This is a genomic window from Planococcus sp. SE5232 (assembly GCF_050686535.1).
In the GTDB taxonomy this organism is placed as follows: domain Bacteria; phylum Bacillota; class Bacilli; order Bacillales_A; family Planococcaceae; genus Planococcus.
Window position 1 is genome coordinate 456,374 of sequence record NZ_JBOGCP010000001.1, and the last position, 26,345, is coordinate 482,718.

Below are 26,345 nucleotides of genomic sequence, written 5' to 3' on the forward strand. Positions count from 1 at the left end.
TGGTTCAAAGGTAGTTTGAGCCATCTCTTTGCGACGAAGCATGAAGTGCTGCAGGAGCAGTAAGTTTTTTGACGAAGCGGCATGTTTTCAGCCGCACAGCCAGAGTGGCTTACATCCCGAAGAGCTAGGCACTTGCAACTGGACAGCATAGAAAAGCGGAAGCGCCCATCTAGATTCGACGGGCATAAGACAGACCAGCAGTGTGGCGTTCTTTGCCACGCAGCTGGGTTGGCTTATGACCCAAAGAGCTGGGCGCTGGAGTCTGGACAACATAGAAAAGCGGAAGCGCCCATGTAGAACCGACAGGCTTAAGGCGGTTTGCCGAAGCGGCGTTTTGTGCCGCACAGGCAAATTGACTTAAGACCCCGAGGTTCTGGGTGCTGGAGCTGGACAAGAAAAGCGCCCGCTCCTGCTGGAACTGAAAAATGCTAAGCATCGGTACAATCCTTTCAAGGATTGTCTCGATGCTTTTTTGCGTTATTAAAAATATGCTGCTTCAATCGTCTTTTTAACTGCTTGGCAGAAATAAACTCTTTTCCAATCTGCAAAGCTCAATAACATATCAAAACAAGTTAAAATTATCTAATAATTAAGTTGTTGATAGATAATGAAAAACTATACCCATTTTTGTACGGATTGCGATTTTCAACTGAGCGGCCGCTCATGAAAACGCTTTATCAAGCGAGCATTATTTAAAACTAAAATTTGAAAGAGAGTGATTACAATGGAAAAGAAACTTGAGCGCATCAAAGCGAAACAATTACAGGACCGGGTGGTTACACCAGAAGAGGCAGCTTCATGGATACAGGATGGAATGACATTGGGTCTTAGTGGGTTTACACGCGCTGGAGACGTGAAAGCGGTTCCTTTGGCATTAGTTAAACGTGCGGAAGATGAAAGCTTTAAAGTTAATGTTTTCACAGGCGCTTCTTTAGGTTCAGACATCGATCGATTGTTCGCGGAAGCGGGAATTGTCAACAAACGTTTGCCATTCCAGGCAGAACCGGCAATGCGCAAGAAAATCAACGACGGTGAAATGCTGTTTGTGGACCATCACTTATCGCATACTTCAGAATGGATTCGCTCTGGAGTGACAGAATCGATTGATTTTGCAATTTTAGAAGCTCTGTCCATTACGGAAGATGGCATGATCATTCCGACAACTTCTGTCGGAAATAATGCTATTTTTGCAAAACATGCTAAGAACATCATTCTAGAAATCAACATGGCACAGCCTGAATGGTTTGAAGGGGTTCATGACATCTATGATACCGGCAAGCAAGGCGAGCGTTCGCCGATTCCATTAACTGATGCAGATCAGCGTATCGGTACCATCGGAATTCCGATCGATATGGAAAAAGTCAGAGGCATTGTGTTCACTGAGCAATTGGATTCTCCTTCAAACATTGTACCGCCGGATGAAGAAACAAAAATTATGGCTGACCATTTGCTTGAGTTCCTGCGTTCTGAAATTCGTGCAGGCCGTTTGACAGAAAAATTAGCTCCTTTGCAGTCAGGAATTGGATCTGTAGCGAATGCTGTTTTGCATGGCATGATCGACTCTGAATTCAAAGATTTGGAAGTATACTCGGAAGTTCTTCAAGACGCTGTCTTTGATTTGATGGATGCCGGAAAAGTAAGTTTCGCATCTTGCTGTTCAATTACATTATCTGAACCGAAAATGAAGCAGGTTTTTGCTGAATTTGAAAACTATCGTGAGAAAATCGTGATGCGTCCTCAAGAAATCTCAAACCATCCTGAGATTATCCGTCGACTCGGATTGATTTCAATCAATACTGCTTTGGAATTCGATATGTATGGAAACGTCAACTCCACGCATGTATCTGGTACGAAAATGATGAACGGCATCGGGGGTTCAGGTGATTTCGCACGAAATGCCCGTTTGGCGATTTTTGTCACAAAATCAATTGCCAAAAACGGAAACATTTCAAGCGTAGTACCGTTTGTATCCCATGTGGATCATACAGAACACGATGTGGATGTGGTAGTAACAGAGCAAGGATATGCAGATCTTCGCGGACTGGCTCCACGTGAACGTGTAGAAGTCATCCTTGCAAACTGCGTACACCCGTCGTACCGCACTCAACTTCGCGAGTATTACGACGAAGCTTTGACACGCGGCGGACAAACACCGCATGTGTTGGAAAAAGCATTCTCATGGCACGCCGATTTAGCGAAAAACGGCACAATGCTACAGAAGAAAGAGCAATTGGTATAAGAAAAGCGGAAGCGCCCGTGTAGCTCTGCCGGGCATAAGACGATCTGGCGAAGCGGCGTACTTTGCCGCATAGCCAGAGTGGCTTATGACCCAAAGAGCTGGGCGCTGGAGTTGGACAAAAGAAAAGCGAAGGCAGCCGTCTAGCCCCGACAAGCGCTGGAAGCCTTACCGGTAATGGCGTTCTTTGCCATTGCAGGTAGGGCTGAAGCGACTCGAGGGGCTGGCTGCCGGAGTCTGGACAATAAAGAAAAGCGAAAACACCCGATAACTTAGAAAAACCAGACAGCCTAAATAAGCTGTCTGGTTTTTTCAATTACTTGTTTCCATAGATTTCAGAAGTGCTGCGAGTGTACAGTTCAACCACATGGCCGAAAGGGTCTTCAGTATAAACCAAATAATGAGGTTTGCCTTTATTGATATTCCAGATTTTACTGCGTTGTTTACCACCATGCTGCACGGCTTTTTCGATGGTTCCGACAAGATCATCGACAACCAGACATATGTGGATAAAACCGGCATGTGGTGAGTAATGATCGCTGTAATATGTAGGATCCTGGAATTCAAAAAGCTCGATGCCGACGCCGCCTGAAGACATCAGGTGGACGTTGCGCATCTTCTTCAGCTCGCTTCCTTGCAAATCCAATGTCATGGCACTCGCTTCTTCCTCAGCATTAAAGTCGAACGGACCAGCCAATATATAGAAATCAAACACTTTTTTGTACCAATCGATGGCTCGATTCAAGTCGGGAACGGCAAGTCCCACATGTGTAATGGTGCTCATAAAATCCACTCCTTCCTATCATTCTCTACCCATACAAGAAGCAGAATAAGCACTATTTAAATCAGAGTTTTCTGTCTAAACAAAAATAGTTGTTGTCAAGCGTTATTTTTAGTATTATAATAAGCAATTGTGAAATTTGAAATGAGGGTACTAAAATGAAAAATTCCATCTATGGATTAACGATAGATCAGTTAAAAGAATGGTTTTTAGAAAACGGCCAGAAAAAATACCGTGCGGAACAGGTATGGGATTGGCTGTATATTAAACGCGTCACCGAATTTTCAGAGATGAACAATCTTTCGAAGGATTGCATTCAATTGCTTGAAGATAACTTTGCGATCCGCACTTTGAAAGAAACCGTTAAGCAGGAATCGGCAGACGGCACGATTAAATTCCTGTTCCAAATGCAGGACGGCAACTTGATTGAAACTGTATTGATGCGCTTCAAATACGGAAATTCGGTCTGTGTAACGACACAGGTTGGCTGCAACATCGGCTGCAGTTTCTGCGCCAGCGGACTTTTGAAAAAGAGCCGCGATTTAAATGCGGGCGAAATCGTTGAACAGATCATGCAGGTACAAGCGCATTTCGACTCCCAGCAAAAAGACGAGCGTGTCAGCCATATTGTCGTAATGGGTATCGGCGAACCGTTCGATAACTACACGAACTTGATGGGCTTCCTGAACATCGTCAACTCACAAAAAGGTTTGGCTATCGGAGCTCGCCACATTACGGTATCGACAAGCGGTATCGTACCGAAAATCTACGACTATGCAGACGAAGGCCTGCAAGTGAACTTGGCCATTTCAATCCATGCGCCGACCAATGAATTGCGTACGCGCATCATGAAAATCAATAAAGCTTATCCGATTGAAAAATTGATGGCATCCATCGATTATTACCTGGAGAAATCCAACCGCCGCATCACGTTTGAGTATATTTTATTGCGCGACGTTAATGACCATGTTGAAGAAGCGAATCAATTGGCGAAATTGCTGGAAGACAAACGTCATCTGTCATACGTCAACCTGATTCCCTACAATTCAGTTGATGAGCACGATCAGTATCAGCAAAGCACGCCGGAAGCGATCACTGCTTTCTATGATGCTCTGAAAAAGAAAGGCATCAACTGCGGTGTCCGCCACGAGCAAGGCGCCGACATCGATGCAGCTTGTGGACAATTACGAAGCAAGCAAATCAAAAAAGAGAAAAAAGTAGCAACCGTCTAATAATATAAAAAAAGCGTTCCTGAAATTTTAGGAACGCTTTTTCTTATTGTCCAGACTCCAGCAGCCAACTCCTCGGATCATAAGCCAATCTGGTGTCCAGTTTCAAGTACCTAGCTCTTCGGGTCATAAGGCGGACCAGCTGCGCGGCAAAGAACGCCGCACTGCTGGTCCGCCTTATGCCGGTCAGAGCTGAGCAGGCACTTTCACTTTTCGTGCTATGCGGCTGAAAACATGCCGCTTCACCAGCCTGTCTTATGCCTTTCGGAGCTGAACGGCTGCTTCCGCTTTTCCTATTTCCCGCCAGACGACAGGTTGATTCCTTGGATAAAGTACTTCTGAAAAAAGAAGAACAGCAGAATGACGGGAAGGAGCACGAGAAGCGATCCGGCCATCAGGTAATTCCATTGTGTACTGAGCTGTCCTTTGAATACCGCTAGCCCAAGCTGCAGGGTATAGAGATTTTCATCATTTAAGTAAAGCAACGGTCCGAGGAAATCATTCCAAGCGCCGTTGAACGAGAAAATTGCAACAGTTGCAAGTGCCGGCTTTGTTAAAGGAAGGCTGATTTTCCACCAGATATAGAAATGGCTTGCCCCTTCCATTTTAGCGGCTTCGATCAATTCAGTTGGAATGGTCATGTAGAATTGCCGGAGCAGGAAAATGTAAAATGCGCTTCCAAAGAAATGCGGGACAATCAACGGGTAATACGTGTTGACCCAGCCCAAATTGGAAAATAGGATGTATTGCGGAATGAGCGTTACAAATCCGGGAATCATCATGGTCGATAGCACAATGGCGAACCAAATACTCTTCCCCCGAAAAGGTATCTTGGCAAAGCCGTAAGCAATGAACGAATTCGCCATGACACTGCCGATCACCACAAAGGTCGTAATCGTGATTGTGTTAATGGTATAGGTGGTAAAAGGTGCGGCGTTCCAGGCGCGTATATAATTGGTCCATTCCCAGGATTCCGGGAAGAAGGACGGCGGATAGGACATGACTTCTGCCATGGTCTTTAGTGACGTGGCGAACATCCACCAAAGTGGCGACAGGATCAGTAGGCTTCCTGCAGCCAGCAAGACGAAATTGAATATCCGCCACATATTATTCCGGTTTCCACGGTGTTCCAAATAGCGCAATTTTGTGTTGGGGACAGATCGGTTTTCGATTTTATCTTCTTCATCAAGAAACTTGGTTTCTTCGTTGGTTTTAGCCATTTATTTCTCCTCTCCTTCGTAATGTACCCAGCGAGGAGCCAGCTTCAGGTTGATGATTGTCAAAACAAAGACGATAACAAATAAAATCCAGGACATTGCCATGGCATAGCCCATGTTGAAATTCTCGAAGGCTTGATTCCACATATAAAGGTTGTAGAACAGCAGGGAATTTGCAGGTCCGCCTTCACCGTTCCCTGACATGATGTAGGCTTCCTGGAAAATCTGGAAGCCTCCAATCGTGCTGGTGACTACATCGAAAAATATGACTGGAGTAATCATGGGAATTGTAATATGGAAAAATTGGCGCAATCTGCTCGCTCCATCAATTTCAGCTGCTTCATAGAGATTTTTTGAAACCCCCTGCATACTGGCAAGATAGAGGAGCATTGATCCGCCGACACTCCAAAGTTTCATCAAAATTAAGGATGGCTTGGTCCAATCCGGATCATACAGCCAGTTCGGACCGTCGATGCCGACCCAGCCAAGAACGAGATTGACCATCCCGGTTCCAGGTTCAAGCAATTGCATCCAAAGCAGGTAAACGCCGACACCTGACAGTACAGCGGGCAAATAATACAAGGTCCGGAAATAACGGATGCCTGGGACCTGCTGATTCAACAGCGAAGAAATGAAAATAGCGCCTATTGTTGTCAAAGGGACGGAAAACGCAACGTAATAAATTGTATTCCAAAGGGAAGTCCGAAAAAGACCATCTTCCGTGATGAGCGATTGGTAGTTTTCCACTCCGGTGAAATTCATCTGTGATGTAATATTATAGTCTGTGAAGCTTCCTGCTAAAGAAAACAATAAAGGCCCGGCAGTGAAAGCGAAGAATCCGACAATAAACGGCAAAATGAAAATATAGCCGTATATGCTTTCCTTACGCCTCATGGTCAATTTTCTTTTTCCCATGGGATTTCCTCCTAGCTCACTGGTTTTCCTCGATTAAATTTTTCACATCCTCTTCCGCTTGTGCAAGTGCTTCTTCGGCTGTCTTTTGGCCCAAGAAGAATTCATCGACTTGCGGATTGATGTAATTGTAGAACCCTGGTGCTTCCACAGGAGCTGGTGTGAGCAAAGTATCTTCCATGCTTTCAACTGCAATCTGATAGACCATCTGGCCTTCTTCCGTTAACTCATCGGATTCTGAAGCTGCTTCTGCCGCTTCGATATTAGCAATATTATCAAAGTTTTCCACTGCCCAGTATGTCTGTGCTTCTTTACCTGTCAGATATTCGATAAACTCCCATGCGGCTTCCGGATCGCTTGATCCTTCAGGAATTTCAGCTACGAAACCGCCGCCCCAACTCGTGTGGCCGCTGCCCGGTTCGTATTCAGGAAGCTGCACTACACCGAAATTCAGGTCTTCCGCATATTCGCTGATTTGCTGGTAGAAAGTCGGCTGTTGCACGATCATAGCCAAATCACCGCTGAAGAAAGGATTTCCCTGCTGACTGTCGATTTGAGCCTGGTATGAATTGACGACATCTTCCCCGATTCTTTCTCTCCAAGATTTCAGCCAGTTCAAAACTTCAACATTTCTTTCTGTATTGATGTTGACTGTATCTGTATTATTGTCTTCACCGAAATAGTTTTGGCCGTTGGCATTCAGCAGCCAGACATCGTAACCGACTCCCCAAAGAGGATAGAAGCCGAGGCGGTCATACTCCCCATTCTCCTTTACATCCAGCTTAGTTGCGTATTCTTCCAGTTCTGCCCATGTTTCCGGTGGATCTTCCGGATCCAGACCGACTTCTTCAAAGGCGTCTTTGTTATAGAAGAGGACGCGCGTATCAGTATTGAAAGGGATGCCGTAAGAATCGCCTTCATAGAGCGTAGCCTCCCAAAGTTCAGGATAGAATTTTTCTGAGAAATCTTCATCGATGAATTCTGAAAGGTTCATGGCCTGATTTTCCTTGCCGCGGATTGCAGTAGCGTTGATGTCATTGATTACGACATCAGGAGGATTGCCCGCTGCAATGGCAGCCAGCTCTTTGGTCCAGATGTCTCCCCAAGGGCTGTACGTATGTCTGACTTCGATTTCATCCTGGGATTCATTGAAGTCAGCGACGATTTTGTCAATGATGGGGCGTCTGAGTTCCGAACCCCAGAAAGGCGATGAACTTTTTTGAAGGAAGAATTGATAAAGGTACCTATTTGATGGGGGATAAAGTGATTGATATTCCCTCATCTGTAATGACGATGCTGAGAAATGAAGGGTATGATGGCAAGGCGGTGACTTTAGGCATCCGGCCGGAACATATTCATGTCAATAACGAAGATTTGTCGGGTTTCCCAGCAAGTGAATTCGAAGCGACCATTACAGTTTCTGAATTGACAGGGGCTGAAACCATCCTCTATGCCGTATATGCGGATCAGGAATTCATCGCACGCATTGATGCTTCTACCACAATTGAAGCGGGTGATACGGCAACGCTTGCTTTTGATATGAGCCACGTACACTTTTTTGATGAGGAAACGGGAAATCGCATAAAAGCTGTAGAATTTTCTGAAACTATGATATAGTGATTTCGAAAACACAACTAAAAAACACCACTAGGGGAGCCGGATATCGGCTGAGACGGGCATAAGCCTGGACCCTTTGAACCTGATCTGGATCATACCAGCGGAGGGAAGTGGCGGCCGTCTGCTATTTCCATTATCGACTGCATACGCCGCTTCCCTTTACTGGGAAGCGGTGTTTTTTGTTTTGTGGAAGAAAAGGAGATGGAGAAATGGCATTTTGCAAAGAAGTAAGAAAAGAATGCGACACCCTGTGGCAAGCTAGTTTTGATCACCCATTTGTGAAAGGAATCGAAGACGGGACGTTGCCGATTGATAGATTTCGCTTTTATGTAATGCAGGATGCCTATTATTTGACGCATTTTGCGAAAGTGCAGGCTATTGGCGCATCCAAAGCTGCAGATCTGGAAACCACTCAGCGTTTTGCCATCCATTCTGCACATACCTGCAGTGCTGAGCTGGCGCTTCATGAATCGTTCATGGAAATTCTCGAAGTCACTGAAGAAGAGTGGACTGTTTTTGAACCTTCTCCGACCGCTTACGCCTATGTATCGCATATGTACCGCTCATCCGAAGGCGATTTAGCGGATGTGCTGGCGTCCATTTTACCTTGCTACTGGCTTTATTACGAAATTGGAGAGCGGTTGAAAAATGCGGAACCCGATCATCCGATCTACAACCGGTGGATCGCAACTTATGGTTCCGAGGAGTTTGGGGCATTAGTCAACGAACAGATTGCCCGTATGGACAGGCTGGCAGAAGGGCTGCCGGAAACGCGCCGGCAGGAGTTGAAAAACCGTTTCCGGAAGAGCAGCTATTATGAATGGAATTTCTGGGATCAGGCTTGGAAAAAAGAATCCTGGTCCGTAGATTCCATCGACAAAGTAGGTGTCTAATATGCTCCAGCAGATAAGAAGTGAAAATCCGCTTGTCCATTGCATCACCAATCATGTTGTTTCCAATTTTCAAGCCAATGGGCTGCTGGCGATCGGTGCATCCCCGATCATGGGAGAAGCACCTGAAGAAGCGGCAGAACTTGCTGCAATGTCGAAGGCGTTGTCGTTGAATATCGGAACTTTACATGCACAATCTTTGAAAAGTATGCTGATTGCCGGAGTATCGGCCAATCGGCTGGGAATACCTGTGGTCCTGGATCCTGTCGGCGTAGGAGCCAGTAACTTTCGAAAGCAGGCGGTCCGCGAAATTCTGGACACAGTTGACGTCAGCGTCCTTCGGTGCAACGCAGGAGAGCTTGCAGCTATAGCCGGGAAACAGTGGCAGTCAAAAGGTGTTGATGCCGGAGAAGGGCTCCTGGACGTCAGAGAACTTGCCGTCTCCACTGCTCAGAAATTAGGGTTGGTAGTCGCAGTCACTGGAAAAACGGATATTGTCACAGACGGAAAAAGTGTAACGGAAATTTCTTTTGGTGATCCGATCATGGCTTCGATTACGGGAACGGGCTGTTTGCTCAGCAGTATTGTGGCTGCAGCCTTGGCAGTCCAACCAGAGGATCCTTTAAAGACTGTCGGCAATGCGCTGCACTTTTATGCGATTGCTGGACAGAAGGCCGCGAAGTCTGCAGTTCTTCCAGGGGATTTTCAAGTCGCTTTCCTCAATCAACTTGCCAGGCTGACGGACAGTGAAGTGAAAGAACATGTCTATTTATAGGAGGAAATACTATGAGTAAAATTCCACAAACGTTGACGATAGCCGGATCGGATTCTGGAGGAGGCGCCGGGATCCAGGCGGACCTGAAAACATTTCAGGAGCTCGGTGTCTATGGCACATCTGTAATCACGGCCGTGACGGCTCAGAATACGACGGGAGTCACAGACATCTACCCAATGTCGTCTCAGGCTGTAAAGACGCAATTGAAGGCAGTGGGAAGTGATTTCGAGATTGCGGCTGTGAAAACGGGCATGCTGTTCAATCCGGAAATCATTAAGGAAACTGCTGCGGCCGTTCGAGAGTATGGGTGGGGAAATCTGATAGTAGACCCGGTGATGATTGCGAAGGGCGGTGCCAATTTGTTGCAGCAGGAGGCAGTGGAAGCGCTTAAAGTCCACTTGCTGCCGCTGGCTTTGCTGGTAACGCCGAACATCCCGGAGGCAGAAGCGCTGACAGGCATCGCAATCACAGATTCCTTCAGCCGCCGGCGGGCTGCTGAAAAGATTTTATCGCTGGGAGCAGAGGCTGTCGTCATCAAAGGCGGACATGGGAGCGACCCTGAATATGCAGAGGATTACTTATTGCAGGATAACGGAGAATCGCTGTTGTACCGCTCAACCCGGGTTGCAACGGATCAGACACATGGGACAGGCTGCACCTTTGCAGCGGCCGTGACCGCACAGTTGGCCAAAGGACAGGAACTGCAGGATGCTGTCCATACGGCAAAGCAATTCATCCAGGCTGCGCTCAGTGAACCGTTGAATATCGGTTCGGGGCATGGACCAACCAATCATGCCGCGTATAAAGCAAGACTTGAAAAAAACAGGGAGGTGGCGAACATTGAAGTTTTCCGATAAACCGGCCATCTATTTTATAATGGGCTCCCGAAATTCGGGAAAAAGAAATCCGGTGGAAGTATTGGAGGCGGCTTTGAAAGGCGGCATCACCCATTTTCAGTTGAGAGAAAAAGGGGTGGGAGCTTTGACGGGTGCAACATTGGTTGAATTCGCTGAACAATGCCAACAACTATGCAGTGAATATGGTGTTCCGTTCATCATCAACGACCTGGTCGACCTGGCATGCCAAGTTGGAGCGGATGGGGTGCACATCGGGCAGGACGATCTGGCTGCTGGACAGACCCGTAAAATGATCGGCAAGGAAAAACTTCTGGGCGTTTCCGTCCACTCCCTGGAAGAAGCGCAAACGGCTGTGAAGGACGGAGCGGATTATATCGGAATGGGCCCGGTCTTCGGGACGACCTCCAAGGCGGATGCGAAAAAGCCTGCCGGCGTCAAAGAAATTCTACTCGTCAAAAATGAGTTTCCTGACTTGCCGATTGTGGGAATCGGCGGGATCACACCCGATAATGCCAATCACGTATGGCAATCCGGTGTTTCAGGGATTGCCGTGATATCCGCTATAGCGGAAGCAGAAGATATTGCAGCGCAAATTGCTGCCTTCCAGTCTTCCTGTAAAGAAGGTGCAGGGAAATGAAGACAAGAAAACTCATCTTGATGGCGATGTTCGTCGCTATCGGAGTGGCTGGATCTGCTTTTGTTTATTTTCCGGCTGGAATTGCTCGTGCATATCCAATCCAGCATGCCATCAATGTTATCGCCGCGGTTCTTTTTGGACCCGGTCCGGCGGTAGTGATCGCTTTTTTGACGGGTGTCGTCAGAATTTTGACAGGGACCGGATCTCTATTGGCTTTTCCTGGAGGAATGATCGGGGCTTTGCTGGCTGGACTCATGTATGCGAGGTTCGGAAAAATCTGGATTGCTGCTTTAGGGGAAGTAGTGGGTACGGGAATAATCGCTTCCTTGGTTGCCGTACCTTATGCCAAGCTTTTGCTGGGTACAGAGTTTGGGGCATTATTTTTTATTCCTCCATTTTTCATTTCCAGCTTGAGCGGTGCTGTATTGGGCATTGTTCTGGCGGCTCGCTTGATGAATACGGACAGAATAAAAATCTGGCAGTAAATTACCGAATTTTTAGAAAGAAGTTTATAATTTCGCAATTGAGGGGAAACAGTGAAATATAGACTTTTGAAAAGGGAGTGGACAGAACATGGTGAAAATTGCAGTCGAACATCCATTTACGTCAGTACGTGAAGCATTAGAGAAAAAAGGGTACCAAGCAGAGATGCTGGAAGATAAATCGGATTCAACCGATTATGACGTCATCGTTGTGAGAGATCAGGAAGATTTAGCTGACTATCACATGAGCGTGTCACTCGTTGAAGCTAAAGGACGTACGCTGTACGAAATCGTAGAAGAAGTGGAAGAGCGTCTTGTGCGCGGCGGTAAGATCCAAGCGCCGCAGCCAACAGAAGCTGAACGTAAAGAAAGCGGCGGAGGCGGCGGTTTCTTAGCTGGTGCAGCAACCGGTGCAGTTATCGGTGCAGCAGCAGGTCTATTGTTCGCTCCAAAGAGCGGTAAGGAACTTCAGGAAATCGTTAAAGAAAAGGCGTCCAGCTCTAAGGACGGGAACGATGAAAGTTCAGGCGGCGCAATGGATCAAGTGAAAGAAAAAGCCAATCAACTCAAAGATAAGACTAGCGGCATTACTGAAAAAGCTAAAGGCAAAGCTGATGAGCTTAAAGCAAAACGTGTTGAAAAACAGGAAGAAAAAGAGTTGAAGAAACAAGAAAAAGTCGTCCAAAAAGAAGCAAAAGAGCAAGAAAAGGCTGAAAAAGAACATGAAAAAGCCGAAAAAGCGGTAGAAAAAGAAATCAAAAAAGCCGACAAGGAAGCCGATAAAGAAAAAAGCGGCATCGAAGTTGTTGAACTTGGCGATGCATCTGTGCAAAAAGACAGCACCGGCAGCGTAACTGTAAAGGCTGAAGATAAAAATAAAAATTAATACCGAAAAAGGTGTCCGCCAGATGGATTGGCGGACACCTTTTTATTTGGGGTTGATTGTGGTGCTTGTCGGGGCTAAACAGCTGCTTCCGCTTTTCCTACTCAGCTGCCACCTTATCTACTGGCTCGTGCGGTTTTGGTTCGGGTACGCGGGACAGGACGATGAGACCGATAACGAATAGGATCACCAGGCTGAATACACCCATGCTTGAATTGCCGGTCACTTGTGAGGTGACTGCTACAAGCAGGGGACCTGTGATTGCGGCGAATTTACCGAAAACATTATAGAAGCCGAAAAATTCGTTTGAATTTTCTTTCGGCACCAACTTGCCGAAATAAGAACGGCTGAGTGCCTGAATGCCACCCTGGCTGGTAGCGACGAGCATAGCCAAGATCCAGAAATCCGTAATGGTTTCTAAGAAAAAGGCATAAATACAGACCACAATATACACGCAGATTCCTACGTACAGCATTTTCTTGCCGGTGAACCGATTTGCCAACCGCCCGTAAAGGATGGCAAATGGAGCAGCTACAACCTGGGTGACAAACAGGACAATGAGGAGGTTGGTGGCGCTAAGCCCCAAATCAGTCCCATACGCTGTGGAGAGGGAAATGATTGTGCCGACTCCGTCGATATAAAAGAAGTAAGCAATCAGGAACAGGAATAACGCACGGTACTGGCGTATTTCTTTGATGGTTTTTCCGAGCCGCTTAAAACTTTGATGGACAGGATTAGGTTCTCGCTCGATATAATGGATTTGCTTAACATGGCGGAACATTGGAAGTGAGAAGCAAGCCCACCAAACGGCGGTAATCAAAAAAGCAATGCGGCTGGCAACGGTGGCAGAAATGGGCAATACGCCATTTTGAGCCAGCAGGATGATGGCAATCGATAGGATAAATGGGATGGTTGAGCCAATATAGCCAAGTCCGTAGCCAAAGGCAGAAACGCTGTTCATCCGTTTTTCTGTAGTGACATCGACAATAAATGCGTCATAGAACAAGTTGGCACCGGTCGCTCCGAGAGCCGCGAAGACATAACAGATCAGCATCAATAACCAGTTTTCACTTGGGACAAATGCCAGTAGGGCGGTAGAGATGGTGCCCAACAGGAAAAAGGCGGTAAAAAACTTTTTCTTCATGCCCTGGTAATCAGCAATGGTTCCCAGTATAGGGCCGATCATCGCCAAAATAAATGTGAAAATCGCAATCGTGTAGCCCAAGTAAGCCGTCGAATCGGATAAACTGACACCGGCTTCAGTAGCAGATGCTTTATAATAAATGGGGAAAACTGCTGTCGTGATGATGATGGAGTAGGCGGAACTCCCCCAATCGTATAAAGCCCAGCTTTTTTCTTCTTTCGAAAACTTTTTCATCGTTCTATCCCCTTTGCCCTGCTTTAGCGAACCATGGACATGCTTTTATCCAGGGTTCGCTTCTCTTTGTCAGATAACTTCATTGTACAAGAAGGTGTTTGAAAATGATGCAGAATGTTTAAAAAAATACAGAAATTTTACATTTTTAAACATATACAATTTTCTAAGCTGAAACAAATAAGGCTTGCTGAATAAAGATTTCTTGAATGGAGCAGGGCGTAGCTCATTTGTTGTGTTCTGGTGGGAGAGTGTTTAAACTAGTGTATGAAAAGAAAGAAGGGTTATTTTTGAAACTAATTTCATGGAATGTCAACGGACTTCGAGCTGTGATGAAAAAAGGCTTCATGGATTTCTTTACAGCAACAGATGCCGATGTGTTTTGCCTGCAGGAAATTAAATTACAGGAAGGCCAAATAGAAATGGATTTACCCGGCTACTATACATATTGGAATTATGCCCATAAAAAGGGTTATTCAGGTACAGCAATCTTTACAAAACAACAACCTTTATCGATTCAATACGGCCTGGGATTGGAAGAACATGATACCGAGGGACGGCTGATTGCATTGGAGTTCGAAGGCCATTATGTGGTAACGGTCTATACCCCGAATTCCCAGCACGGCTTGCTTCGTTTGGACTATCGTCTACTTTGGGAAGATGCCATCTTATCATTTGTGAAAAAGCTGGAAGCCCACAAACCCGTTATTTTATGTGGTGATTTGAATGTCGCCCATGAAGAAATCGACTTGAAGAACCCAAAAGCCAATAAGAAAAATTCAGGGTTTACTCCTGAGGAGCACGGAAAAATGACGCAATTTTTGGCAAGCGGATTTGTGGATACCTTCCGTTATTTTCACCCGGAAAAAACTGGCTTCTATTCCTGGTGGTCGTACCGTTCCAATTGCCGTGAAAAGAATGTTGGGTGGAGAATCGATTATTTCCTCGCTTCCCAAAAGTTGCTGCCGCATTTGAGCAACGCAAAAATCCATGCGGATGTATGGGGATCAGATCACTGCCCAGTCGAACTGCAGATAGAATTATAAAAAACACACTCAATTTGAGTGTGTTTTTAACTTTATAAATTTCCTGAATAGTTTCACGTGAAACTATTACGCGAAACTATTACGTGAAACTATCACGTAAGACTATGATAGGTTCATGACCCGCTTCGTAAGGCGTTTACAGTTGTCCTGATCGAAGTAGTCGATATAGTCAGTTGCCTTCGGATACCAAGCATTATAAGTTATTTTTTCCTCGATGATTTTTTTGAGATACTCATATACATGGTCGATTGAATTTGCTTTATAACCGTATAAATCCGTATCCATATTTAGGTAAGTCCCTCTTTTTTCCAAATACTCCTGCTGGTCGAACATATAGAAAATAATGGGTTTATTCAGGTAAAGGAAATCCCAGGATACACTCGTGATGTCCGTCAACAGCATATCGTTGTGGTCGATTGAATATTCAATGGTTTCTTGATTGAAGTCCAGGAATCTGATGCCATGTTCGTTGTCTGTCAGTCCGGTAAAATACTTTTCAAACTTTTTCATGAAAGGATGCAAGGCGATATTCAGTTTGAGATCGTGATCAGAAAGCAGTTTTTGAATGCCTTCATGCTTCAATAAACCTACGGTGCTCTTAAAGTAAACACTGTCGATAAATTCTTCTTTCGTCAAGTCAAAAAGCCATTCGCGCCAGGTCATCATCATCAAAATATTTTTGACTTCCGTGGAAGGCTGATTCGGCGGATAACGATCGAAGCGTGGAAATCCGGTTATAATCAACTTCTGCTCGGGGATTTTCCACTTATTGAGCTTTAGTTCATACTCGTATTGAGAGGCACAATTAAAGTAATCAGTACGCTTCAACAATGGAACATCTTCTTTTTGGATCAGGATTTTCTTGAATCCCTCAATGCCGTGGCTGACATGGGTAATGATGGTTTTCCGGTTAAGGAATAGAAATTTATCGGCGGCTGGAACGATGTCGTAAAGAAGAGAATGTCCATGAAATGTGTAATCTGCCCGGAAAAAAAGCAGATAATTTTTAAAGCTTCCAAGTGGAACTGCATTTTCGATTTTTTGCTTTTGAGCATAGGAAGTCTTTGGATCGTACATCCAATAGGCCGTCACCTGGTCTTTATGGTTATTCAACAAGTACTTATGGTACACAGCAGCATTGTCTTCATATTTTTCACCAAGATTCCCTCCCACTAAAGCGATTTTCTTTCCATTTTTTTTCTTCATGAAGAAGGAGAGGAGGTATGCGGCTGAAACTTTGGCAAATACCATCAAGGGATCCCATCTTCCTTTTTCTTTTAATTCTACACTCATCTATAAGCCCTGCTTTCTACTGGTTGTCATTACTTTAGTTTTTCATATAACGCTGCCTTTGTCTATCTTCACTAAGAAACTAATTTTTCAATTACTTTCTGGATAGGCGTTTATTTTCTTGAAAAGTGGGAAGAATATTAGGTGATAGCACATTGCAGAGGAGGATATTGATGAAAGAGAGTAATGAAGAGAAAAAGAAGAAAATGGGCACAGGCGAAAGTGAAGAAACATTGACGAACCGCCAAGGCCATCCGATCAGAGACAATCAGAATATGCGAACTGTCGGCAACCGGGGCCCTGCTACACTTGAAAATTATCATTTCATTGAAAAAATCTCACATTTCGACCGTGAAGAGATTCCCGAGCGAATTGTCCACGCGCGTGGCGCAGGTGCATTTGGTTATTTTGAAACTTATGGAAAAGTCGGCGATGAGCCGGTAGAAAAATATACCCGCGCAAAAGTATTTTCAGGTGCAGGGAAACAGACACCGTTGATGGTGCGCTTTTCGACTGTGGCAGGATCCAGGCATTCACCGGAAACCGATCGCGACCCTCGCGGATTTGCAGTTAAAATGTATACAGAGGACGGCAACTGGGACTTGGTCGGCAACAACCTTAAAATATTCTTTATCCGTGATGCGATGAAATTCCCGGATATGATTCATGCCTTTAAAACAGATCCAGCGTCAAATGTCGCAGATCCACAGCGCATGTTCGACTTTGTTGCCCGTTCACCAGAAGCGACCCACATGATTACATTCCTGTTTTCACCATGGGGCATTCCGGCAACTTATCGCCATATGCAGGGATCTGGAGTCAACACTTACAAGTGGGTCAATGATAAGGGAGAAGCTGTCTTGGTTAAGTATCACTGGGAGCCGAAGCAAGGCATCCGCAACCTCACACAGAAAGAAGCTTCTGAAATCCAGGCGGAAAACGTCGGACATGCAACACAGGATCTTTATGAAGCGATTGAAAGCGGGGATTATCCGGAATGGGAATTATTTGTCCAAATCATGAGTGATGATGAACATCCGGAATTGGATTTCGATCCGCTGGATGATACAAAATTATGGCCTCAGGATAAATTTCCGTTCCTTCCAGTAGGAAAAATGGTATTAGACCGAAATCCGGTCGATTATCACGCTGAAATTGAACAAGCGGCATTCGGTACAGGTGTTCTTGTGGATGGTCTGGATTTCTCGGACGACAAGATGCTGCAGGGACGCACATTCTCTTATTCTGATACGCAGCGTTACCGTGTTGGAGCCAATTACTTGAAGTTGCCGGTCAATGCACCGAAGAAACGTGTGGCAACCAATCAGCAGCGTGGAGCAATGGATGTGAAGAATCCTGACGAAAACCCTTCAAATCCGTCCATCAACTATGAACCCTCTGTTCTTGGCGGCTTTACAGAAGCGGATTCAAGCAAGACGCCGGCTCACGAACCGGCATATAACGCAAAAGTCGTATCAGCACCGATTGATCGCACCAATAACTATGGGCAAGCGGGTGAGACTTACCGCAGCTTTGAAGATTGGGAACGCGAAGAGCTGATCAATAATCTGGGAGATGCATTATCGGTATGCGATCCTCGGATCCAGGAAGAAATGATCTATCACTTCACTCAGGCGGATGAAGAGTATGGCCGCCGCGTCCGTGAGAACATGGAGCAAAAGATTAAAGAAAACGAAGAAATGAAAAAGGCAGGACCAAAAGTATACGGTCAACCCGCTGCCAATAAAGTAGCGCAAGGGGCGGCTGCAAAAGGACATGAAGCTAAACCATATTAACAATTTTAAAGCACCGGCAAGCCTCCATGGCTTGCCGGTGCTTTTTCGGTATTTAAGTGTAATGGTTTTATCAGGCTTTCTTGTCATTGTTCCAGGTTGCCAAGTGAAGAATGATTGACTCCAAAAACTTTTTCGACATCCAAGAGAAAGGCGATGCCTTTGCCGGGGGCATTCAAATCGACAGCCTGCTCGATATACTTGACCACTTCTTCTGCATAGCTGCTTGGAACCAGTGTCAATACGACATCTTTTTCCGGATCGATTGTAAAATTCATGAACTTCTGCTGCTCGTTGACTCCTGTCCCGCGCCCATTCAGGATTGTTCCGCCTTCGGCACCGGCTTTGGCTGCAGCTTTAACCACTGCTGCTGAGTCTCCTGAGTTTACAATCGTTACAATCAATTGAAAATCCTTTAATTCAGATTCCAATTCCGTAGCACCTCTCTTTCTTTTTCGGTCATCCATGCGTTCGGATAAATGAGGCACACCAAGCAATTTGCTGAGGTGCACAGTGAAGCCCAGGCCATAACCAGGCTTTCCTAATTTTCCGGCTTCCGAGACGGCCTCTGCGACTGCTTTTTCATTGTCCCCATCCAATGCGAAAAAAATCACATCTTTTTCATGGGTAGCCGGAAGGCCTAAAAATGTAGGTTTTTCATTTCTGCCGATGCCTTCGCCATAGATGATAGTTGCGCCATCAACCCCTGCTTTTTTGGCGGCGGCGATCACTTCGCGTGAATGGCCTCTTTTGACGATGGCGATCATTAGTCTGTGATTGAGAGTCATAGGTTTATGTCCCACCTTTTTTAGTGAAGATTAGACCCAGTATGAGTACGGCGATGATTGGCGTCAAGGCCACAAGTGCAATCATTCCGAATCCATCGGTCAATGGATCGCTGCCTTCTATTGCGCTTGAAATCCCGACTGCAACGGCAACGACAAAGGTGACCGTCATGGGGCCTGTCGCGACTCCTCCGGAATCAAAAGCAATGCCGATGAAGGTCTGGGTTGAAAAGAGCAGAAGAATAAATGCCAGCAGGTAACCTGGAATGATGAAATACCATAACGACCAGCCGGTTAAGATGCGCAGCATGGATAAAGCGATGGAAACGCCAACCCCAACGGACAATGTGTAAAGCATCATTTTGCGGGAAATGTATCCGCCGGTTTCCTGGTCGACTTCATCTGTCATGATGCTGACAGCTGGTTCAGCGAAAGTAGCGGCGAACCCAAGGATAAAACCAATCGGGATCAACAACCATTTGTTTTCCCAGCTTCCAAGCGTTTCTCCCATCATGGTCCCTACAGGCATAAAGCCTATATGAACACCTTGAAGGAAAAAGGAAAGGCCAAGAAAAGCTAAAATAAAACCGATGCCTACTTGCATGACACGCTGCATGGGCAGTTTAAGCATGAAAATCTGAAATGCGGCGAAGAAAGCCAGAAGAGGAAGCAGTGCCAAGCTGACTTCCAGCATCACTGTTTGAAATCCTTCGAAAACGTGGATATTCACCTGAATAACACCCCCAGTAGCATAACTGCCAGGATGGGGCCAATGGACGCCAATCCGATTAAGCCGAACTTTTCACCGGAACTGTCATCCTCTGACCGCAGGACAGAGGCTACGCCGATGCCTAGTGCTAAGATGAATGGAACTGCCATTGGGCCGGTGGTGACGCCTCCGGAATCAAAGGAGATGGATATAAAAGCTTCGGGGACAAAGAAAGAGAGCAGAAAAACTAAAGCGTAACCGCCGATGAGTAAATATTGCAGGGGGATGCTGAAGATGGTGCGAATCATTGCCAAAGCTACAAAGATGGCTAAACCAAGTGAGACAGACAGGATAAGAATTGTTGCACTGATGGCGCCTTCAGATACCTCTTCAATTTGTTTGGCTAAGACCCGGACATCGGGTTCAGCTACGGTAACAGCGATGCCCAGCAAAAATCCGGTAGCAATAATCAAACCGGCTTTTTTTGTGCTCGGCAACCTCCTGCCGATCATTTCGCCGATAGGCAAAAGCCCTGCATTGACGCCGATAAGAAAAAGGAAAAAACCGGTACTGACAAAAAGAACACCGATGAGAAACTGGATTACCGCTTCAAAAGGCATCCTGATAAAAACAATTTGCAGAATAATGACGACTAGAGTGACTGGAAGGATGGCAGCGGCAACTTCTTTAAAAGTGTCTCTTACATTTTCCATCGAGAGTCCGTCCTCATTTCTGTTTTTTACTCCTATTCCCTGAGAACCCTTTCGTAAACTTTTGATTTTATTCGTAAAAAAAAAGCATTGCTGCACTCGTTGGAGCGGCAATGCCTTTTCATGTCTATATTGAGGCTTCTCTTTACTTCTTAAACAATTCCTCTAATGCATCTTCTGTAGAAGAGTCCGCCAACTTAACGTTGGAACGGTAAGCTGCACGTGTAATGAGATGGCCTGACACAGGTGCTGTTAAAAAGACGAATATTATGCCCAATATAAGCCTGACACTGATAAAGTTTTCGGTTGCCCAAAAGTAAAGGAAGGTTCCTGACAACGACAGCAAAACGGCTAACGTAGAGCTTTTGGTAGCTGCATGAGAACGAGTATAGACATCGGGAAGGCGGAGAATCCCGATTGCACTGATGACTGCCATAATGCTTCCGATCAATATCAGGAAAACACCAAAATATTCAACGATCATGCTTATGTTCAACAATATCGCCCCTTTCAACAAAGCGTGCTAAAGCAAGGGTGCTGATAAATGCCAGAATACCGACAATGAGGATGACTTCGAGAAAAGCATGCGTATTGAGGACGACTGAAAATACAGCCACTCCTGAAATCAGATTGACGCCGATCATATCCAGCGCCACCACGCGGTCCGGCATGGAAGGGCCACGGATAATCCGGTAAAGAGCCAGGATGATTGCCAGGATGAATAGGGAAAGGGCGACAGTCAGGATCGTATTTATCAATTTCTCGTCACCTCCATGATTGCTTTTTCAAACACCTTGATGGATTTCAGTACGGAATCACGTGAGCTTTCCACATCCATGGCGTGGATATAGAAGATTTTTCCGTCCGACGACACTTCCATTACGACAGAGCCAGGTGTCAGGGTCAGCAGAAGGGCAAGTGTAGTCAATTCATAATCACCTTCCATACTATGTTCATAGGTGAAGATGCCGGGTTTTATATTGAGTTTCGGGCTTAAGATCTGTTTCATGATCAACAGGCTGGATTGAAAAAGTTCAGAGACGAAAATCAGCAGCAGTTTAACAGTAGAGTAAACACGCAATAAGTAGAACTTGGTTCCGAAAAAACGGTGCATGAGGAAAAGGATTCCGATCCCAATTAAATAACCGGACAGAAAAGTCGTGAGATAAAAAGCGTCTTCATCCATCAATAAGGTCCATAGCAAAGCAATGGTGATATTCAACAGGAACTGCGCCGGCACTTTAATTCACTCCCTTCAATAATAAGTGGTTTTATTGGATTTTACCTAATACAGCATCAATGTAAATATCCGGATTCAATAAAGTTTCAGCGGCATCAGTGACATATGGCGCCATTGCCTCAGTGCCCAGACCAATGCCGATCGTCAGAAGTACAAGCGCTAAACAAGGCCATAATACGCCTTTGCGCAATGGGGGCTGCTCTTCTTTACTGACAATGGTTTCACCCCAGAAACAGTTCTTGAAGACGCGGAGCAGCGAGTAAAGGACAAAAATGCTTGAAAGGAGTGCCAATGCCAGCAAACCATATGAACCGCTGTCGATAGCTGCAGCAGATATCAGGACTTTTCCGATAAAACCGCTGAGCGGCGGAATACCAGAAAGCGACAGCATAGTGATGAAGAAAGACCAGCCGAGCAATGGATAGTTCTTCATCAGTCCACTCATCCCGGCCATTTTCGATGTGCCGCTGAGTGTGATCATTGTGCCGACCAGTAGGAACAGCAACGCTTTGGCGACCATGTCGTGGATCAAATAGTAAATGGCCCCTTCCACAGCTGCTGGAGTGGCGATGGCCAGTCCAACGAGTATGAAACCGACGGCAATGACAACGTTATAAGCTGCAATTGTACGGATATCGTTAAAAGCGATGGCACCGAGACTTCCTCCGACCAAGGTGAGAGCAGCCATGATGCCGATGATGGTATGTGTAATTTCCGGCTGATGGTGGAAAATCAGGGAGAAGACCCGGAAAAGGGCGTAGATGCCGACCTTGGTCAATAATGCGCCGAAAAGGGCGGACGTGACAACAGGCGGCGAACTATAGGACCCCGGTAGCCAGAAGTAAAGGAGCAATCCGGCCTTCAAGCTGAAAACAATTAAAAAGACGATGCTGATGGTTGTCAGGAGAGGGGATTGACCCGATTCTGCTACCCGTTCAGCTACATGCGCCATATTCAAGGTGCCGACAGATCCATATAAGTAAGCTAAAGCCACCAGGAAGAACCAGGAAGAAACGATATTGATGGATACATACTTAATGGCTTCACGCAGCTGGCGTTTGGAATTCCCCAAAGTCAGCAAGACATAGGACGACAACAGCATCACTTCGAAACATACAAACAAGTTGAATAAATCACCTGTCAAAAATGATCCGTTGACGCCTGCTGCAAGGAACAGCACTGTGGGATAAAAATACATGGTCTGCAGCTCTTTGCTGGTGGAGATCAACGCATAGCTCAGACAAATGGCGGTTACGATACTGGACGTCAGGACGAGAAGGACGGCAAAGGAATCGGCAACAAACAAAATGCCGAAAGGCGGTTCCCAGCCTCCGAAATCCAAACGGAGGATTCCGTCGGTTTGAACCGTATACAACAGATAAAACGATATTCCTGCAGTCACCGCCATAGAGGCAATGCTGACCCAGGCCTGGAGGCGGCCGTAAGTCCGGAGGAAAATCAACAATACACCTACAACAATCGGAAGCAGCATGGGGATGACTAAGATATTATTCATCATCAGAACCTCTCATAGCTCCCAGATTATCGGTTCCCAACTCCTGATAGGCGCGATACGCGAGCACCAGGATGAAGGCTGTAACAGCGAAACTGATGACAATAGCCGTTAAAATTAATGCTTGCGGCAAAGCGTCAACATAAGATCCAGCTTCTTCGCCGAGCAAGGGGACAGTCCCCAATTTCAAGCCGCCCATCGAAAGGATGAGCAGATGGACTGCATGGGAAAGAATGGCTGTTCCCAAAATGACGCGAACGACATTTTTGGATAAAACGAGATAGATGGCGACCGTGGTAAGGACGCCGACCAAAATGATGATCAATGATTCCACAGGCTACTCATCCTCACTTATACTAAGAATTATATTCACGACAACGCCGATGACGGTCAACGCGATGCCGGCTTCGAATATGGTAACAGTGGCAAGTTCGGTTTTGCCGAAAATCGGCAAATCGAAGTAGCCGAAACTCTGGCTTAGAAATGCCCCGCCAAAAAACATCGGAGCTACGCCACTCAGCATCGCCAGCAATACACCGAGTGCGGATAATTTCTTGAAATCGATCGGCAATGCTTCACTGACGGTTTCTGAGTCGTAAGATAAGAACATCAGCACGAAAGCAGAAGCAATAACCAATCCGCCGATGAAACCGCCCCCTGGCTGATTATGACCGGAAAGGAATAGGTATATGCCGAAAGTTAAAATAATCAAAACAACGGCTTTTGAGACAGTTTTTAAAATTACGTCATTTATGTTCATCTTTTTCCGGCCCCTTTCCAAGCTTTAAGCGGATCAAGGTATAGACGCCAAGTCCGGCAATGAACAAGACGAGTGATTCCAGCATGGTATCAAAAGCACGGAAATCGCCCAAGATCGCATTGACGATATTGTCCCCTCCTGCAAGTTCATAGGAGTTTTCGAAATAACCGGAAATGCTGTCAAATGATTGTCCGCTGTTGACCGTCAGTCCAATTAACGTCACCGTAATTCCGGCGCTGATTGCAATAACCGCATTCCGGATTTTTATCCGTTTTGAAGAATCTTCTTTTGTCCATTCCGGCAAAAAGTTAAAGCACAGCAGGAATAGAGCGGTGGTCACCGTTTCGATGACCAATTGCGTCAATGCCAAATCCGGTGCACGGAACAGAACAAAGAAAATGGCGATGGAGAAGCCCAATACACCATTCAGCAAAATTGCTGTCAGGCGGGATTTCGCAAACAGAACACTGACAGCCGCTATCGCCATGGCAGTAACCAGCATGCCTTCATAGAAGCTGATAGGTGAATCTGCCGTCAGATCAATCGATAGCGCGCCAGTGAGAAGAAGCGCACCCCCAGCTGTGGCAATGAAGAAAATAAAGATATAAGCAAAGTAAGCTGGCAGGTGGCCTGTCATATAATGTGTGGTGATCCAATTGGATACTCGTTTCAAGTTCTTCAGGAAAGAATTATACAGTGCAGTGAAAGTCCATCCTGCGGGTTGCAGGAGGTAGATTTTGTACCAGCTGCGGAAAGTGAGGAAAAGAAGTGTTCCTCCTACTATGATTCCAAAAGTCATGAATAATTCAGTGTTAAAACCATGCCATGCGGAAATATGCGGAGCTGCTCCTGAAATACCAGGGATAATGCCATTTGAAGCTGGTCTAAGTAGATGATCACCTAACAAATTAGGGACGAAGAACAAACCGACAATCAGTACACACAGAATAGCTGGTGAAATGAGCATACCAGGAGAAGGCTCTACGGGTTTCCTGTCCAGCTTCTTCAGTTGCGGTCTTCCAAAAAAAGTGCGGAATACGAAAATCATACAGTAGACGAAAGTGAAGACGGAAGCGATCCAAGCGATGACTGGAATCAGCAAGCCCCAAGTTGAAACGCCGAAAACAGGGAGGCCCACCGCATTGACCGTGGCTGTAAAAAACATCTCCTTGCTCAGGAATCCGTTGAAGAAGGGCAATCCGGCCATTGAAAAGCTGCCGATGACAGCAAATGTAAACGTGAGGGGCAGGAACGCCATTAGTCCGCCAAGACGGCGGATATCACGTGTCCCTACCTGGTGATCGACGATGCCGACCACCATAAAGAGTGCCCCTTTGAATGTCGAGTGATTGACCATGTGGAATAAGGCTGCGAAAATGGCTAAACCATAAAGTGTCCCTTGTTCGCCATCGCCAAAATACATAGCCGCCGAACCCAAACCGAGAAGGGTCATAATCAAGCCAAGCTGGCTGATTGTCGAATACGCCAGCAAAGCCTTCAAGTCGGTCTGGCGGACTGCGCAGAATGCTCCCCAGAATAAGGTGACGAGTCCGACAATCGTCACTGTCCAGAACCATTCGGCAGTCCCGCCGAAAATCGGCGTGAAGCGGGCGACCAGGTAAAGGCCAGCTTTAACCATTGTGGCCGAATGGAGATAGGCACTGACAGGAGTCGGGGCTTCCATGGCATCCGGCAGCCAGATATGGAAAGGGAACTGGGCCGATTTGGTGAATGCGCCGAGCAGCACCAGGAACATTGCCGGGTAGAACAATGTGTGGTCGGTATATTGGCTGATTGCAGATACAGTTTCCCGGATGCTGAAAGTTCCTGTCATGGAATGCAGCATCAAGAATCCGGCAAGCATGCCCAATCCGCCGAAAAAGGTGATCAATAAGGATTTTTGTGCACCATAACGGGAATTTTTCCGGTGATACCAGAACGCAATCAGTAGGAAGGAAGAAATACTGGTCAATTCCCAGAAGATATACAACACTAGAAGATTGTCAGATAGGACGATGCCGAGCATAGCCCCCATGAACAGCAGCAGATAAGCATAGAAATGTGGGAAAGAGTCGGATGCTGATAAATAGTAGATGGAGTAGAGAACCACGAGGCTCCCCATGCCCGTGATCAGCAAAGCCATGATCAAACTGAGGCCATCAAGGTAAGCAACAAAGTTAATGCCTACTGAAGGGATCCAATTGATTGTCTGGGTTAACGTGTCGCCAGTGGAGATGACGGGGATCTGTAAAGCGAATATGACGAAAAGCGCGGTAGGAATCAGCAGCACGAGCCAGCCGATGTGCAAGGCTCCTATGCGGTTATGTATGAGTGGAATCAGAGCGGTAGCGATAAAAGGAATTAAGATGGCTATGATCAATAAAGACACGGCAGAACCTCCTGTAATGGGAAAAACAATCAAATGTGAATGGAAAAATCAAAGAGCGGGTATATAATAAGGGTAATAGGTTTCGCTTTTCCTGCAATATGATATGATAAGGGCTCTCAAAGCAGTCAACATAAATTATACAGTAAAATCAAGGCTTTTTCATTTCTCAGCTAACCCACAAAATGAAAAGTGGGTGTTTCTTTGTGAATCGAAAATCTA

General features: G+C 46.0%; 27 protein-coding genes and 1 riboswitch. Of the genes, 11 read left to right on the forward strand and 16 right to left on the reverse strand.

Going from position 1 to position 26,345, the window contains the following annotated elements:
• The first annotated feature begins 724 nt into the window (after positions 1-724).
• Entirely contained in the window at positions 725-2,239 is a 1,515-nt protein-coding gene (locus ACRC6Q_RS02130) for an acetyl-CoA hydrolase/transferase family protein (RefSeq protein ID WP_431465703.1), read from the forward strand.
• Between the two features lie 313 nt (positions 2,240-2,552).
• Here the strand turns inward: ACRC6Q_RS02130 and ACRC6Q_RS02135 are convergent, their stop codons facing one another.
• Complete coding sequence (locus tag ACRC6Q_RS02135; RefSeq protein ID WP_223641071.1) at positions 2,553-3,020, reverse strand: VOC family protein; 468 nt, start codon at positions 3,018-3,020, stop codon at positions 2,553-2,555.
• A 155-nt stretch (positions 3,021-3,175) separates the two neighbouring features.
• On the opposite strand from ACRC6Q_RS02135, the gene rlmN reads away from it, so the two are divergent.
• Entirely contained in the window at positions 3,176-4,249 is a 1,074-nt protein-coding gene (gene rlmN / locus ACRC6Q_RS02140; protein WP_223641068.1) for a 23S rRNA (adenine(2503)-C(2))-methyltransferase RlmN, read from the forward strand.
• A 290-nt stretch (positions 4,250-4,539) separates the two neighbouring features.
• Here rlmN and ACRC6Q_RS02145 read toward each other — a convergent pair whose 3' ends face one another.
• From ACRC6Q_RS02145 to ACRC6Q_RS02155, 3 genes are read right to left on the reverse strand one after another with little or no spacing between them, the layout of a single operon-like run.
• Complete coding sequence (locus ACRC6Q_RS02145; RefSeq protein WP_431465704.1) at positions 4,540-5,466, reverse strand: carbohydrate ABC transporter permease; 927 nt, start codon at positions 5,464-5,466, stop codon at positions 4,540-4,542.
• The gene (locus ACRC6Q_RS02150; RefSeq protein WP_223641065.1) at positions 5,467-6,378 is read right to left on the reverse strand and encodes a carbohydrate ABC transporter permease; all 912 of its coding nucleotides are present in this window, start codon (positions 6,376-6,378) and stop codon (positions 5,467-5,469) included.
• Positions 6,379-6,394: 16 nt separating this feature from the next.
• Complete coding sequence (locus ACRC6Q_RS02155) at positions 6,395-7,657, reverse strand: ABC transporter substrate-binding protein (protein WP_431465705.1); 1,263 nt, start codon at positions 7,655-7,657, stop codon at positions 6,395-6,397.
• Here ACRC6Q_RS02155 and ACRC6Q_RS02160 point away from each other — a divergent pair.
• The 7 genes from ACRC6Q_RS02160 to ACRC6Q_RS02190 all read left to right on the forward strand — a co-directional run bounded on the left by ACRC6Q_RS02160 (position 7,639) and on the right by ACRC6Q_RS02190 (position 12,519).
• Entirely contained in the window at positions 7,639-7,992 is a 354-nt protein-coding gene (locus ACRC6Q_RS02160; protein ID WP_431465706.1) for a TOBE domain-containing protein, read from the forward strand. The genes ACRC6Q_RS02155 and ACRC6Q_RS02160 overlap by 19 nt on opposite strands.
• Positions 7,993-8,014: 22 nt before the next feature.
• Positions 8,015-8,118, forward strand: a riboswitch (TPP riboswitch).
• A gap of 83 nt (positions 8,119-8,201) precedes the next feature.
• A complete protein-coding gene (gene tenA / locus ACRC6Q_RS02165; RefSeq protein WP_431465707.1) occupies positions 8,202-8,885 on the forward strand; it encodes a thiaminase II in 684 nt (227 codons plus the stop codon).
• A 1-nt stretch (position 8,886) separates the two neighbouring features.
• Positions 8,887-9,657 carry a hydroxyethylthiazole kinase gene (gene thiM, locus ACRC6Q_RS02170; RefSeq protein WP_431465708.1) on the forward strand — a complete coding sequence of 257 codons (771 nt, stop codon included), beginning with the start codon at positions 8,887-8,889 and terminating at the stop codon, positions 9,655-9,657.
• Positions 9,658-9,668: 11 nt separating this feature from the next.
• Complete coding sequence (gene thiD, locus ACRC6Q_RS02175) at positions 9,669-10,514, forward strand: bifunctional hydroxymethylpyrimidine kinase/phosphomethylpyrimidine kinase (protein WP_431465709.1); 846 nt, start codon at positions 9,669-9,671, stop codon at positions 10,512-10,514.
• Between the two features lie 19 nt (positions 10,515-10,533).
• Positions 10,534-11,151: a thiamine phosphate synthase gene (thiE, locus tag ACRC6Q_RS02180; RefSeq protein WP_431466316.1), complete on the forward strand. Its 618-nt coding sequence runs from the start codon at positions 10,534-10,536 to the stop codon at positions 11,149-11,151.
• Entirely contained in the window at positions 11,148-11,636 is a 489-nt protein-coding gene (gene thiW, locus ACRC6Q_RS02185; protein ID WP_223641035.1) for an energy coupling factor transporter S component ThiW, read from the forward strand. The genes thiE and thiW overlap by 4 nt, the downstream gene beginning before the upstream one ends.
• Positions 11,637-11,724: 88 nt before the next feature.
• Complete coding sequence (locus ACRC6Q_RS02190; RefSeq protein WP_223641018.1) at positions 11,725-12,519, forward strand: YkuS family protein; 795 nt, start codon at positions 11,725-11,727, stop codon at positions 12,517-12,519.
• Positions 12,520-12,616: 97 nt separating this feature from the next.
• On the opposite strand, the gene ACRC6Q_RS02195 is transcribed toward ACRC6Q_RS02190, so the two are convergent.
• Positions 12,617-13,894: an MFS transporter gene (locus tag ACRC6Q_RS02195; protein WP_223641015.1), complete on the reverse strand. Its 1,278-nt coding sequence runs from the start codon at positions 13,892-13,894 to the stop codon at positions 12,617-12,619.
• A 287-nt stretch (positions 13,895-14,181) separates the two neighbouring features.
• On the opposite strand from ACRC6Q_RS02195, the gene ACRC6Q_RS02200 reads away from it, so the two are divergent.
• The gene (locus ACRC6Q_RS02200; protein ID WP_431465710.1) at positions 14,182-14,937 is read left to right on the forward strand and encodes an exodeoxyribonuclease III; all 756 of its coding nucleotides are present in this window, start codon (positions 14,182-14,184) and stop codon (positions 14,935-14,937) included.
• 102 nt (positions 14,938-15,039) lie between these two features.
• Here the strand turns inward: ACRC6Q_RS02200 and ACRC6Q_RS02205 are convergent, their stop codons facing one another.
• The gene (locus ACRC6Q_RS02205) at positions 15,040-16,230 is read right to left on the reverse strand and encodes a CDP-glycerol glycerophosphotransferase family protein (RefSeq protein WP_223640998.1); all 1,191 of its coding nucleotides are present in this window, start codon (positions 16,228-16,230) and stop codon (positions 15,040-15,042) included.
• A gap of 170 nt (positions 16,231-16,400) precedes the next feature.
• Between ACRC6Q_RS02205 and ACRC6Q_RS02210 the strand changes: the two genes are divergently transcribed.
• The gene (locus ACRC6Q_RS02210) at positions 16,401-18,023 is read left to right on the forward strand and encodes a catalase (RefSeq protein ID WP_431465711.1); all 1,623 of its coding nucleotides are present in this window, start codon (positions 16,401-16,403) and stop codon (positions 18,021-18,023) included.
• 83 nt (positions 18,024-18,106) lie between these two features.
• Here the strand turns inward: ACRC6Q_RS02210 and ACRC6Q_RS02215 are convergent, their stop codons facing one another.
• The 10 genes from ACRC6Q_RS02215 to ACRC6Q_RS02260 form a co-directional block, all read right to left on the reverse strand.
• Entirely contained in the window at positions 18,107-18,808 is a 702-nt protein-coding gene (locus tag ACRC6Q_RS02215; protein WP_223640992.1) for a P-II family nitrogen regulator, read from the reverse strand.
• 4 nt (positions 18,809-18,812) lie between these two features.
• Entirely contained in the window at positions 18,813-19,535 is a 723-nt protein-coding gene (locus tag ACRC6Q_RS02220) for a DUF1538 domain-containing protein (RefSeq protein WP_223640989.1), read from the reverse strand.
• Positions 19,532-20,227 (reverse strand): DUF1538 domain-containing protein, encoded by a 696-nt coding sequence (locus ACRC6Q_RS02225; protein WP_223640988.1) that lies wholly within the window; start codon positions 20,225-20,227, stop codon positions 19,532-19,534. Before ACRC6Q_RS02225 ends, ACRC6Q_RS02220 begins: the two co-directional genes overlap by 4 nt.
• Positions 20,228-20,369: 142 nt before the next feature.
• A complete protein-coding gene (locus ACRC6Q_RS02230; RefSeq protein ID WP_223640976.1) occupies positions 20,370-20,720 on the reverse strand; it encodes a Na+/H+ antiporter subunit G in 351 nt (116 codons plus the stop codon).
• On the reverse strand, positions 20,698-20,982 hold the full coding sequence (locus ACRC6Q_RS02235; RefSeq protein ID WP_223640973.1) for a Na(+)/H(+) antiporter subunit F1: 285 nt from the start codon (positions 20,980-20,982) through the stop codon (positions 20,698-20,700). Before ACRC6Q_RS02235 ends, ACRC6Q_RS02230 begins: the two co-directional genes overlap by 23 nt.
• Positions 20,979-21,464, reverse strand: coding sequence for a Na+/H+ antiporter subunit E (locus ACRC6Q_RS02240; protein ID WP_431465712.1), 486 nt, complete (start codon positions 21,462-21,464; stop codon positions 20,979-20,981). Before ACRC6Q_RS02240 ends, ACRC6Q_RS02235 begins: the two co-directional genes overlap by 4 nt.
• A 31-nt stretch (positions 21,465-21,495) precedes the next feature.
• Positions 21,496-22,980, reverse strand: a complete 1,485-nt coding sequence (locus ACRC6Q_RS02245; RefSeq protein ID WP_431465713.1) for a Na+/H+ antiporter subunit D — start codon at positions 22,978-22,980, stop codon at positions 21,496-21,498.
• A complete protein-coding gene (locus ACRC6Q_RS02250; RefSeq protein ID WP_431465714.1) occupies positions 22,973-23,311 on the reverse strand; it encodes a Na(+)/H(+) antiporter subunit C in 339 nt (112 codons plus the stop codon). Before ACRC6Q_RS02250 ends, ACRC6Q_RS02245 begins: the two co-directional genes overlap by 8 nt.
• A gap of 3 nt (positions 23,312-23,314) precedes the next feature.
• Positions 23,315-23,737 (reverse strand): Na(+)/H(+) antiporter subunit B, encoded by a 423-nt coding sequence (locus tag ACRC6Q_RS02255; RefSeq protein ID WP_431465715.1) that lies wholly within the window; start codon positions 23,735-23,737, stop codon positions 23,315-23,317.
• Positions 23,724-26,126 (reverse strand): Na+/H+ antiporter subunit A, encoded by a 2,403-nt coding sequence (locus ACRC6Q_RS02260; protein WP_431465716.1) that lies wholly within the window; start codon positions 26,124-26,126, stop codon positions 23,724-23,726. Before ACRC6Q_RS02260 ends, ACRC6Q_RS02255 begins: the two co-directional genes overlap by 14 nt.
• Positions 26,127-26,345: the final 219 nt, after the last annotated feature.